The 10,278-nt window shown below is 47.9% G+C and carries 13 protein-coding genes; 6 read left to right on the forward strand and 7 right to left on the reverse strand.

The features are described 5' to 3' along the window. Positions 1 to 39: 39 nt before the first annotated feature. Entirely contained in the window at positions 40 to 888 is an 849-nt protein-coding gene (locus LQZ19_RS03235; protein ID WP_411046207.1) for a PHP domain-containing protein, read from the reverse strand. 116 nt (positions 889 to 1,004) lie between these two features. On the opposite strand from LQZ19_RS03235, the gene LQZ19_RS03240 reads away from it, so the two are divergent. From LQZ19_RS03240 to LQZ19_RS03250, 3 genes are all read left to right on the forward strand, one after another. Further along, on the forward strand, positions 1,005 to 2,018 hold the full coding sequence (locus tag LQZ19_RS03240; protein ID WP_411046208.1) for a cyclic nucleotide-binding domain-containing protein: 1,014 nt from the start codon (positions 1,005 to 1,007) through the stop codon (positions 2,016 to 2,018). A gap of 1 nt (position 2,019) precedes the next feature. Next, entirely contained in the window at positions 2,020 to 2,673 is a 654-nt protein-coding gene (locus tag LQZ19_RS03245; RefSeq protein WP_411046209.1) for a Crp/Fnr family transcriptional regulator, read from the forward strand. Between the two features lie 85 nt (positions 2,674 to 2,758). Continuing rightward, positions 2,759 to 3,808 carry an RlpA-like double-psi beta-barrel domain-containing protein gene (locus LQZ19_RS03250; RefSeq protein ID WP_411046210.1) on the forward strand — a complete coding sequence of 350 codons (1,050 nt, stop codon included), beginning with the start codon at positions 2,759 to 2,761 and terminating at the stop codon, positions 3,806 to 3,808. Here the strand turns inward: LQZ19_RS03250 and LQZ19_RS03255 are convergent. Beyond that, positions 3,805 to 4,473, reverse strand: a complete 669-nt coding sequence (locus LQZ19_RS03255) for an HAD family hydrolase (protein ID WP_411046211.1) — start codon at positions 4,471 to 4,473, stop codon at positions 3,805 to 3,807. The two genes, LQZ19_RS03250 and LQZ19_RS03255, sit on opposite strands and share 4 nt — an antisense overlap. Before the next feature lie 17 nt (positions 4,474 to 4,490). Continuing rightward, the gene (locus LQZ19_RS03260; RefSeq protein WP_411046212.1) at positions 4,491 to 5,402 is read right to left on the reverse strand and encodes a sigma-70 family RNA polymerase sigma factor; all 912 of its coding nucleotides are present in this window, start codon (positions 5,400 to 5,402) and stop codon (positions 4,491 to 4,493) included. Positions 5,403 to 5,867: 465 nt separating this feature from the next. Between LQZ19_RS03260 and LQZ19_RS03265 the strand changes: the two genes are divergently transcribed. Further along, positions 5,868 to 6,029, forward strand: a complete 162-nt coding sequence (locus LQZ19_RS03265; protein ID WP_411046214.1) for a hypothetical protein — start codon at positions 5,868 to 5,870, stop codon at positions 6,027 to 6,029. Positions 6,030 to 6,257: 228 nt separating this feature from the next. Here LQZ19_RS03265 and LQZ19_RS03270 read toward each other — a convergent pair whose 3' ends face one another. Both LQZ19_RS03270 and LQZ19_RS03275 read right to left on the reverse strand, forming a co-directional pair. Then, positions 6,258 to 6,530 carry a hypothetical protein gene (locus LQZ19_RS03270; RefSeq protein ID WP_411046215.1) on the reverse strand — a complete coding sequence of 91 codons (273 nt, stop codon included), beginning with the start codon at positions 6,528 to 6,530 and terminating at the stop codon, positions 6,258 to 6,260. A gap of 81 nt (positions 6,531 to 6,611) precedes the next feature. Further along, positions 6,612 to 8,681 (reverse strand): leucine-rich repeat protein, encoded by a 2,070-nt coding sequence (locus tag LQZ19_RS03275; RefSeq protein WP_411046216.1) that lies wholly within the window; start codon positions 8,679 to 8,681, stop codon positions 6,612 to 6,614. A gap of 108 nt (positions 8,682 to 8,789) precedes the next feature. On the opposite strand from LQZ19_RS03275, the gene LQZ19_RS03280 reads away from it, so the two are divergent. Next, a complete protein-coding gene (locus LQZ19_RS03280) occupies positions 8,790 to 9,131 on the forward strand; it encodes a helix-turn-helix domain-containing protein (protein ID WP_411046217.1) in 342 nt (113 codons plus the stop codon). Between the two features lie 67 nt (positions 9,132 to 9,198). Further along, on the forward strand, positions 9,199 to 9,465 hold the full coding sequence (locus LQZ19_RS03285; protein ID WP_411046218.1) for a hypothetical protein: 267 nt from the start codon (positions 9,199 to 9,201) through the stop codon (positions 9,463 to 9,465). Between the two features lie 146 nt (positions 9,466 to 9,611). On the opposite strand, the gene LQZ19_RS03290 is transcribed toward LQZ19_RS03285, so the two are convergent. Together LQZ19_RS03290 and LQZ19_RS03295 are read right to left on the reverse strand one after the other, a co-directional pair. Further along, complete coding sequence (locus LQZ19_RS03290) at positions 9,612 to 9,941, reverse strand: type II toxin-antitoxin system RelE/ParE family toxin (protein WP_411046219.1); 330 nt, start codon at positions 9,939 to 9,941, stop codon at positions 9,612 to 9,614. Between the two features lie 2 nt (positions 9,942 to 9,943). Beyond that, the gene (locus tag LQZ19_RS03295; RefSeq protein WP_411046220.1) at positions 9,944 to 10,207 is read right to left on the reverse strand and encodes a type II toxin-antitoxin system prevent-host-death family antitoxin; all 264 of its coding nucleotides are present in this window, start codon (positions 10,205 to 10,207) and stop codon (positions 9,944 to 9,946) included. Positions 10,208 to 10,278: the final 71 nt, after the last annotated feature.

The raw sequence follows: 10,278 nt of genomic DNA on the forward strand, positions 1-10,278 counted from the left end.
GAATATTCATAAACACTCCTAAATTATAAAGTTTTTTATCTAAAACCGCAAGGGGGGAATCAATTCGAGGAGCGTATCTTCGATTTTTCGGTCCCCGGCGGTGATCCCCAGTTTTCGGTCCGGACGGGATTCCCCGTGGAAGTCACTGCCGGCGGTGATATAGAGCCCCAGGGTCTTCCCCAGTTCCTCAAGCCGCTTGCAAAATCGGACCTTAGCGGTAGGATGCCATGCCTCTATACCCTCAAGCCCCTGGGCAGCCAGATCTGCAATCAAACCCGGGAGCCGGCCCCAGGCAATGTAAAGGGATCCCGGATGGGCCAGCACCGAAATACCTCCCGCATCCCGGATAATCTGCAAAGCCTGGGTAAACTCAAGCCCCTCCTTGGGTATATACAAGGGCCTACCCTTGCCCAGGTACCGATCAAAGGCCTGCTCCCGGTTTTTTACAATCCCCCGATTGACCAGAAGCGAAGCAAAATGAGGCCGGCCCACGGAACCGCCCCCGGAAAGAGCCCGGATCTCCTCATAATCCGCATTTATCCCCAGTTTCTTCATACCATCAAGGATCTGCAGGTTCCGTTCTTCCCGCCGGCGGCTCAAATCCGCCAGGATCTCCTTAAAAACCGGGCCGGGTTTGTTGATTCCCAAGCCCAAAAGATGGAATTCGCCGCAGATCGTGACCGGTTCATAATGGATTTCAATCTCAATCCCCGGAATAAACCGGATCTGCTGTTTCTCCGCTTCCTCCCGGGCTTCCTCAAGGCCCCCTATGGTATCATGATCCGTGAGAGCTATGGCGGAAAGACCCCGTCCTTTAGCGGTTTTTATCAGGTCTGATGGTGTCATGGTACCGTCAGAAGCCCTGGAATGGGTATGCAAATCGATCATATAGCTCCACAATAGTGGGATATTATAGTATGGTGTGATATAAATTGATATAGATGCCGATATTGACGTAAGGGACGGAGGGTTTGCCGCCCAAATATCCGCAAGAAAGGACGGGGATGCCCAAAACAGTTCAGTACCGAGACGGCGCGGTCATTTACTTTCAGGGAGAAAACGCCGCAGATAAAATATACCTCCTCCAAAGCGGAAATGTGACCCTACACTATCAGGACATTGAAACCGGGGAGCACATCTCCGATCCGGTACAGGCCGGAGAATTTTTTGGGGTAAAAGCCGCCCTGGGCCGGTACCCTGAGGAAGAAAACGCCATAGTCGCCCATGAAACTACCATTATGATCTTTTCTGTTTCCGAATTTGAGCAGCTTGCCAGCTCAAATATCCGTATCATCATGAAGATGCTCAAAATTTTTTCTAAGCAGCTGCGCCGTGTCCACCGCCAGACCGCAAATATCATGGAAAAAGAGGGGTACGATCCGGAAAATCCCGAGCAGAGTCTCTTTAGTGTGGGAGAATACTACCTTAAAAACAAACGTTTCCCCCAGGCCCAATATATATTCGGCCGTTACCTTACCTATTATCCATCGGGGAAAAATGCCGGTAAGGCGGCGAGAAACCTGCAGATCATGCGTACCGAAAGCAGTACGGAGAGCGCCTTGGATACTCCGGCAGCCCCGGAGGCCAAACGGAAATCTTCTATTGGTCAGGTAGTTACTGCGGAGGATGGGTCCGCCGCCGCCAAGGCTTACTCCGATGCGGTGAGTTGTATTTCACAAGGAAAATTCCAGGATGCCTTCGTTACCCTGAAAAAAATCCTGGACGATGCTGCGGATCCCGGGTTCATGGCCAAAAGCAGCTTTGAAATCGGACGCTGTCTTTTTATGATGAATAAATTTGAGGAGTGCATTCAGCATTTTACTATTATGCTTACATCCTATCCAAAGCATCCCAACTTGCCGGATGCCCTCTTTTTCATAGCTCAATCCCATGAGCTCCGGGGGAAAAAAGATATGGCGGAGGTTTTTTACACGAAGATCCTTTCCATGGTTCCCGATAGGGATAACCCGGTTAATATAAAGGCAAAAAGTGCCCTGGCGGCGCTGGGGAAGAGATAGAATGGCCACACTCATCCCCGATCTTTCGATGTTTTCTCGTTTTGCCCGGACCTTTCAGCCCGGAGAGATGATTTTTTCCGAATTTGAACCCGGAGACGCATTTTACCTGATCCAGGAAGGCAGGGTAGAGCTGGTTAAGGTTATCGGAGACGTGGAAAAAACCCTGGATATCCTGCAGCCTAATGAAATGTTCGGGGAAATGGCCATTTTAGAGAATTCCCCCCGGTCCGCCACCGCTATTGCCCTGGACACGGTACTGGTTCTGGAATTCAACCGGAAAAATTTTGACATCCTCATATCCGGAAACCCCCAGATAGCTCTGAAGCTGCTCAGGACCTTTGCCAAACGCCTCTACGATTCAAAGCGCAAGTTCATGATCCTTACCCTGGAAGAACCGGAGGCCCGTATTGCCGATGTATTCCTTATGCTGGAGGAAGGTCAGACCGACATAGACCGGACTACGGATCGCCGGGAATTTCAGGCCACGGTGGATGATATCGCCCACTGGGCAGCCATGGGTGTCACCGAAGCCCGGGAAATTATCACCCATTTTGTTGCCCAGCGGCGAATGGAGCTCTTCAATGATAAGATGGTAGTCAAAAATATCAACGATTTTTCCCGTTTTGTCTCTTCAAGACGGAGACAACTTGTTTAATTTTGTCCTATGGTTAATAATTAAACCAATTACCGGATCTGCCCATGGGCATGAAGGCGGTAAAACCCAAGCGAGGTGATTCAAGATGATAAAAAGGATCTTTATAACATCGCTGTTAAGCGTTATTCTTGCTGCGGTTTGCGCCGCCCAATCGGATCCCCTGAATTTTGTCCAAACCGGAACGGCAACCCATGATATGGAGTCGGATGATCTCGAAGCAGGTCATGCTATCCTGCCCATAGGCCAGGAGGTGACCGTAACCAACCTGGAAAGCGGAGCCCAGGCTACGGTTACCATCACAGAACGGATACCCCCGACAAGTTCCCGTATCATAAATCTTTCAGGCGCCGCTGCTGTTGCTTTAGCCATGTTTGATGATTCCACCCAGGTTACCATTGAGGCGGAACTGAAACGTACCGAAACACCGTCAAGCGCCGCTGTACCTACTCCGGCAGCTACTACTACTCCGGCGGATACTACTGCCCCTGCGGCAGTATCCGCTTCGGTTCCGTTACCGCCGGCAGTTACCGGCACGCCTACGGCTGCCAGCACAGCTCCGGCGGATGCGGCAGCCACCGTTCCGGCGCCTGCTGAAGTTTCGGTTGCCGCCGTACCGGTTCCCTATACCGTACCCCCGCCGCCCCCCGGGCCGATACCTACCTCGGAGATAGAACCAATTGTTCCGCCTTGGGAAACCGGCCATCCTACGCCGTGGCCGGTACAGCCAAGCGACCCCCTGTTGCCGGAATTGGCTCAGCCGTGGATAGGTAGTATAGAAAGGCCGGGTATCAACGGTCCCGCGCGGATCCCGGCGCCTCCTCCCAGGGTTGCTTCCCCACCCAGAGCTGTCCCTGCCCCGGTTTATCAAGGACCTTCGGTCAGTGCAGCTCCCCATATGCCCGGTCCCCGGGACAATACCCTATACCGGGTCCAAGTCGGAGCCTTCAAGGCCCGCGCAAACGCCCAGGAAGCCTTTAACCGCCTGCTAAACGCCGGGTTCAGCCCTGTGTTTGAGATACAGGGTGATCTTACCCGGGTGCAGATACCCTGGGTACGGGGATACGAGATGCGGGCGCTTGGCGAACGGCTCTACAACGCAGGTTTTAGGGAAGTTTTGTTAAGGGAAGAACGTTAGGGACCGAAAAGTTCAGCCGCTTCGGCAAGATCGCCGCAGCGCCGCCATACCCAGCGGAGGATTTCCTCCGGGGCTTCCACAAGGTCTTTAACATAGACTGAAGGGATACCTGCTGCGTGGAGGGCGGTAAGCCCCGCAGGAGAATCTTCAAACCCAATGCAATTTTGAGGAGCCTGACCTAAGCGTTTCGCCGCAAGCAGGAAGATATCCGGCGCAGGTTTCCCCCGCTCTACCTCATCACCACAGGCCATTACGGAAAAACGTTCCAGAATTCCCGCTTTTTCAAGCTTCCACCGGGCAATTTCCCTGGGAGTGGAGGTAGCAATCCCAAAGGGAAGCTGCAACCTGGATAGATGATTCAACAGGACCAGGAGTCCCGGCCGGTGAGAAATACCTTCCTTCTCGCACTGGTTGAAAATAAGCTCCCGCATTAATTCCAGGGTCTTATCGTAGGGAAACTCGGGACCGCAAAAATCGACAATGATTTTTTTTGTAGATCCCTCGTCCATGCCGATAGTCCGGAGCACCAGCTCTTCGGACAGCTCCCACCCCAGTTCTTTCGCCGCCTTCGTCCGCATAGTTACCGCAAGACGCTCGGTATCCAACATCAGACCGTCCATATCAAATATGACGGCCTTGGGGGTAAGAGGTTCGTCTTTTACCATGGGATAGGATGATAATCCTAAGCTACATAACTTTCAAGAACGCGCATACGGGAAGGATGCTGCAGCCGCCGAAGGGCTTTCTTCTCAATTTGCCGTATCCGCTCTTTGGTCAGGTTGAAATAATCGCCGATTTCCTTTAAGGACATGGGAGCTTTCTCGCCCAGCCCAAACCGATAACGGATGATATCCGCTTCCTTGGGATTGAGGGTATCCAGCACCGTTTCAATATCGTCATGAAGGGCCACATCGGTGGCGTATTTCTCCGGAGAGGCGTAATTTTCATCTTCGATAAAATCACCAAGGGTAGCGGAGTCTTTCTCGTCATACACGGGATTCTCTAAAGAAACCAGGTCCCTGGAAATATTGATAAGATCCGCCACGTGCTCCGGCTCCATGACCAAAAGCCTGGCGATTTCGTCAATCTCCGATTCCCCGCTTCCGCCTTCCTGGACGCACTTCTTGGCCTTCTCTATCTGCACCAGCTCGTTCGCCCGGTTCAAGGGCAGCCGGATCATCCGGGATTTTTCGCAAATCGCCTTGAGAATGGCCTGGCGTATCCACCAAACCGCGTAGGAGATAAAGTGATAGCCCTTATCCACATCGTACCGTTCGATGGCGTTCATAAGGCCGATATTCCCTTCACTGATAAGGTCCGAAAGAGGAAGCCCTTGGCCTTGGTATTTTTTAGCTACATTGACCACAAAGCGGAGATTAGCGTTGACCAGCTTATGCTGGGCCGCCCGGTTACCCTTGGCCGCTTCCCGGGCCGCAGTGTCCTCCTCCTCCCTGGTCAGAAGTGGAATCCGGTTGATTTCTTTCAAATACATGGAGAGAATATTTTCATCAGAACTGTGGTTCGGGGAAGAATCACGCTGGATATTCCTGGAATTGCCGGTCGTTTTTTTTGTTTTCATCGTCGTTGTCGCCATTAGGGCCTCCTATTAAATGTCATTATATAACATGCAAAAATCATGCCAACTTTGTAGCGCTTCATGAAATTTAACCCGGGCTGAGGAAATATATTTATAATTCGTTGTATAATAAAGAATTATAGCAAGATGATACGTTTCGCGGGGAGATGGATAATTTTAAAAAAAGACAAGTACTTTCATCCCAGTTGACTGATTGGTTCAAAAAGGCCCATTTCCCCAAATCCGGCTGAATTGTGGGCCATTCTGACCCAGTGCTATATGTTTGGACTACAATGCAAAAACCTATCAGAAATACAAAGTTTTAGCATTGCAATGCTAAAACTATAAACAATATAAAAAATAAAATGACCAGCGATAACTTTAAGATCGATGCACGGACTATAGAAAATTATCTGGAGGCGCTCCTTAAAAGTTTCATTTTGTATAAAGCCGGCAAAAGGCGATATCACAGAATATTATCAAGTGGCGCAAACCGTCCTTGACCCTAAAACCTTTGCACGAGAAATCGACCCGCTGGATAAAATTGATGACCATTATCCCAAAATTCTGCTAAGCATGGATTATATGGATTTGTCGCACAAGGGCATTAAACAAATCAATGTATTAGATTGGTTGGTTTCGTAATATATAATAAGCCCGCTATCCCCAGGGATCGTAACCTGGTAGAGCAGGCTTTGAAGGGCCGGTGAAAACCGCTTGTAGTGAAGGGAAGTGACAGGTGTAGATGTGGTGAGAGGAGGAAAACCACAAAGGTGCGCAAAGGAAGATTTCCCCATTCCCTCCGCCTATTATTGCTTCAACCGGATGGTAATTTTCCATGTTATCTTTTTTCTTTTGACAACCTTTTCATAATTATTTCAGCAATGAAGTGTCAACACGATCATTTACAAAAACATTTTGAATATTTGTTGCAGTATTTGTATCGCCATTAGTTTTGTATGTCTCAATTGCCTTTTCAACTAAAGGTTTAGACCGCAAATACTCTTTATTCTGACTTGTAAAATGATCGAACAGGGAAAGCAGAGTATTCAGTTCCTTGTATGTAAATAGTTGATTAACATCAACCGCAATATTGGCAATACCGCCAACAATCCTGATACCAAGTTCCGTGTTTTCCATCATCATAATAAGCCTCCTTATAAACTTCCATAACAGCGCCTCTTGGAGAATGCTGCAATGATTTTTTCAGTATTTATTCAGAAAAAGCTAAAAAAACCGCCGTGTCTGCTGCTGTATTCCTTGGTTCGTTATAATAACTTCAGATCCGTTATAACTCCAACGATTCTTCGTGACATCAATGAGAGTGTACGTTCCTGCTTTTTCGTGATTGAAAGAATAAATACGATCAAATTCTTTAAAAGGAAAAGAGTCGGTACCGACCACACTACCATATTCATTACCCGCTAATCTCACATTTGTACCAATAGTGATGGTGGTCAAACCATAGTCTGCAAAAGCGCGACTTCCAATGGAAGTAACGCTATTGGGGATGGTAACACTGCTCAAACCGCTAGCTCTGAAAGCACCAGATCCAATAGCAGTGACAGCCACACCATTAATGGTTGACGGTATAAAAACATTATTTCTATCACCAACCCAGTCATTTCTATTCCAGCTGATTATTGTTCCATCCTTAAACCCAAAACACACTGCTCTCGCTTCCTCTGCGGCAATAACCCTGGGCAATTTGTCATACTCCGCCTTGGTGGTAATCCTGATATGTCCGTCCCTGCCCGCTGTTTCGGCGGCAACGCCGTCCACGCTGACAATTTTTATGGTCAATGTATCGGTAATTAAATCTGCTTTAACTGAGGGGAAGGTTACGGTCCCCGAAACGCCCGCCTTTGGTCTTGAAACAAAGTTCCTTCCATACGCCAAGTTAATACTCTGCCTGCCTAAGCTTTCTCCCTTCTCATTGACTAGTGCCGCAACAATAGTAAAAGCATTATTCTGACCAATAAAAGGGTCTGCGCCCGGAGATACCAGTTTACCCGGCCAATTAAGCACAATATAGGAATAACTCCTCCTGCCCTCCCAAACATCATCCGTAACAGTTGTCTCCTCTTTAGTAAAACCCCAAACCTCACTTCGACCGGTAGCTCTTAAACCTTCTTGTACTGTTTGTACCACCTTTGCCATAGTATCAAACCACTCCGGTGAAGGGGGATGCAGCTCTATCTCAAAACTCAGGGCTACGGTCCGGTCGGTATAGTTAGTTGCTCCGGTCTGTATATCCGTGGAGTATACCAGATCGTAGGCCGGGGGCGTTTTTATATAGTCTCTGAAAAAGTTTTCCGTTTCCGTTAGAAGCGCAACCCAGGCGTCCCGCCATGCTATATCGTTGCGGACATTTTCGCCGATATTCCCGCTTGAGATATCGGCGGATATTACCGACGCCCGGCTTACTGCTTCGGTCAGGGAAGGATCGATGGCGGCGGCCTGAAAGTAATAGGTCAGGGTCTCCACCACCGTCCCGCTTTTCTGGGCGGTAATACCCTTGGCAAGGGCGGTCTCGCCATTAATGGTCTGTTGGGCGCCGGCGCTGGTAAGTTCTTCCCTGCCTTTGGCGGTAAGCTCCACCCCCATTTGGGCAAGCAGGTCCAGAGAAGCTTTTTTGATGCCCGTAAAATTGTCCAGGTCTCCGGCTGTACAGACACCGGAGTAGGATGCCTTTGTTACGGCGCTTGCGGTATCGGTAATCTGTACCTGCAATGCAAAACCTGAGGCGGTTTTGGTCAGCGTCCCGGTCAGGACATAGCCTACATTGGCGATTTCTCCCAGGTGTGAATAATCTTCTGCGCTTTTATAGATGCCACTTTCAGTTTCCGTAAGCACCTTTTCCAGGCTTTGCCGGTCCAGTACGGATATGGCGGAAAATTTGCTTAAATCCCCCACAAAAACGCCTTGCACCAGGGTGGGCAGGTATGCCTCGGCGGCAGAGAGGTTTTTCCCTTCGGGGACCAGTATGGCAAGGCTGGTCCCCTTACTGCCGTCTCCGTCAAAGTAGGGGTTTGGGGGAATCGGGGGTGAGGGTAGCGGAACGGGGGCTGCAACCGAAGGCGGTGGCGGAGCGGGCGTTGGGGCAACCGGCGCCTGGGTTTCACTTTTCGGCTGTACAGGGGCAGGAGTTGAGGCTGGGACCGCCTGCTGAGTTCCGCTTGTTGGCTGTACTGCGGCAGCCGGAACAGCCGGAGCCTTGGGTTTCTCCTTGCCGCCTCCGGCGTAGAGCATAAAAGCGGCGGATAAAAGCAAGGCAATAGCTATCAACTTTTTCATACTATTCCCCCTTATACAAAATATTGCCAAATAGTCATAAATTATAATAAATAATACATGACATATAGCAAATAGTCAATAATGATTTTTGACTAATAGATAGTAGTTATGGCTTTAAAAGGGCTTTTTGTGGTAAACCTGAAAAAATTCAGAAAAGAGGAGGGCCTATCCCAGGAGGCCCTCGCCGAACGTTGCGATGTTTCCCCCAATCATATAGGGCAGATCGAGATGGGTCGGAGATTCCCTTCGATAGAATTAATAGAAAGGATCGCCGTCGTCCTGAAAGTGGAACCCTACCGCCTATTTAAAGATGAAACCGGGGAAGAACCGGACGAAAAGCGGGAAACAAAGGAATTTCTGGCAAATTTACCGGATCGGGTTAGGCGGGACCTTAAAAAGCAGCTTTTAACCGTGATTAGCGACGATATTGACGAGACATTGAAACCATAAGATACCCCTTGATTTCCGTATTGGCATTTTCTCTCAAATCAGTATACCATTGGGGTAGGAGCGTTTTATGATTGTATTGTCACTTGCCGATTTTTCCCGGAATGTGCAAAAATATCTCCCTGAAGATAACGCCGCCGAGATCATAATCCGCAAAGATGGCGAACCATATATAAAAATCGTCCCGAATAAGGTCCAAGCCGCAAAACCGGTTTCTCAAAAGCAGCAAGTTGCCCTTTCGGCAACCCCCATATCTGACAGGCTCCTCGGCGCATTATCAAGCAAAGATATTACCCTTGATGAAATCAGGGCCGAACGCTTAGGCAAATACGAATAATCCTATGAATGTACTGGCCGACACAAATATAATTCTTGACGTCCTTCTTAAACGCACTCCTTTTTTTGCAGAACAGCCGCCGGCAAAAATCGCTGCCGCTAAAAGAACCATCCCGAGCTTAACGCACTTTTTCATACGTACCTGCCTTATTCTTCTGTTAAATCATTCGTTAATATATTTATCCAATCCCGACGAGCATACATAAATCGATATAGAAATATTTCATTAGTTTTTTCTTCTACATAATATAGCAGCATATAATTTTTTATTTTTATAAATCTAATTCCTTTTAACGCTAAATATTTATTATGCACTAATGGTCTCGAAAAAGGATTTTCTTTTAATTTCTCATATACTTTTTTTAATTCAGCAATATGCTTTTCCGCTGCCATAGGCGCTTTTAAGGTGTTTTTTATGTAAGCAATCACTGAAACTATATCATCATTAATCGCGGAAGAAAATGTCAGTGTATACATTTTTATTTTTCCAATGCAGTATCCATATTTTTAATAATCTCGGTCTCCGTTAATGTTCTTCCATTTTTTATATCGTCTATTCCTTCCTGAATTAATTTATATAATTCGTTTTTCCCTGACAAAGTTTCATATGTTTCTATGCTCATTACAGCAAGATCCCCTTCACCATTTTTAGTTATAAATACTGGTTCCATGTATTTATGGCAAAATGCGGAAATTTCACTATACTTATTTCGTAGATCGGCGCTTTTCTTTATAACCGGCATAAAAACCTCCAAAAATATCCATACCTAAATATTATCAATATTTAGGTATTTTATCAAGCGTCGTCCCGAAT

The sequence above is a fragment of the Treponema primitia genome (assembly GCF_046533075.1).
In the GTDB taxonomy this organism is placed as follows: domain Bacteria; phylum Spirochaetota; class Spirochaetia; order Treponematales; family Breznakiellaceae; genus Termitinema; species Termitinema primitia_B.

Excerpts from the sequence above, each read along its gene's own strand:
- LQZ19_RS03235 (WP_411046207.1), bottom strand. The coding sequence starts at position 888 with ATGATCGATTTGCATACCCATTCCAGGGCTTCTGACGGTACCATGACA.
- LQZ19_RS03240 (WP_411046208.1), top strand. The coding sequence starts at position 1,005 with ATGCCCAAAACAGTTCAGTACCGAGACGGCGCGGTCATTTACTTTCAG.
- LQZ19_RS03245 (WP_411046209.1), top strand. The coding sequence starts at position 2,020 with ATGGCCACACTCATCCCCGATCTTTCGATGTTTTCTCGTTTTGCCCGG.
- LQZ19_RS03250 (WP_411046210.1), top strand. The coding sequence starts at position 2,759 with ATGATAAAAAGGATCTTTATAACATCGCTGTTAAGCGTTATTCTTGCT.
- LQZ19_RS03255 (WP_411046211.1), bottom strand. The coding sequence starts at position 4,473 with ATGGTAAAAGACGAACCTCTTACCCCCAAGGCCGTCATATTTGATATG.
- LQZ19_RS03260 (WP_411046212.1), bottom strand. The coding sequence starts at position 5,402 with ATGGCGACAACGACGATGAAAACAAAAAAAACGACCGGCAATTCCAGG.
- LQZ19_RS03270 (WP_411046215.1), bottom strand. The coding sequence starts at position 6,530 with ATGATGATGGAAAACACGGAACTTGGTATCAGGATTGTTGGCGGTATT.
- LQZ19_RS03275 (WP_411046216.1), bottom strand. The coding sequence starts at position 8,681 with ATGAAAAAGTTGATAGCTATTGCCTTGCTTTTATCCGCCGCTTTTATG.
- LQZ19_RS03280 (WP_411046217.1), top strand. The coding sequence starts at position 8,790 with ATGGCTTTAAAAGGGCTTTTTGTGGTAAACCTGAAAAAATTCAGAAAA.
- LQZ19_RS03285 (WP_411046218.1), top strand. The coding sequence starts at position 9,199 with ATGATTGTATTGTCACTTGCCGATTTTTCCCGGAATGTGCAAAAATAT.
- LQZ19_RS03290 (WP_411046219.1), bottom strand. The coding sequence starts at position 9,941 with ATGTATACACTGACATTTTCTTCCGCGATTAATGATGATATAGTTTCA.
- LQZ19_RS03295 (WP_411046220.1), bottom strand. The coding sequence starts at position 10,207 with ATGCCGGTTATAAAGAAAAGCGCCGATCTACGAAATAAGTATAGTGAA.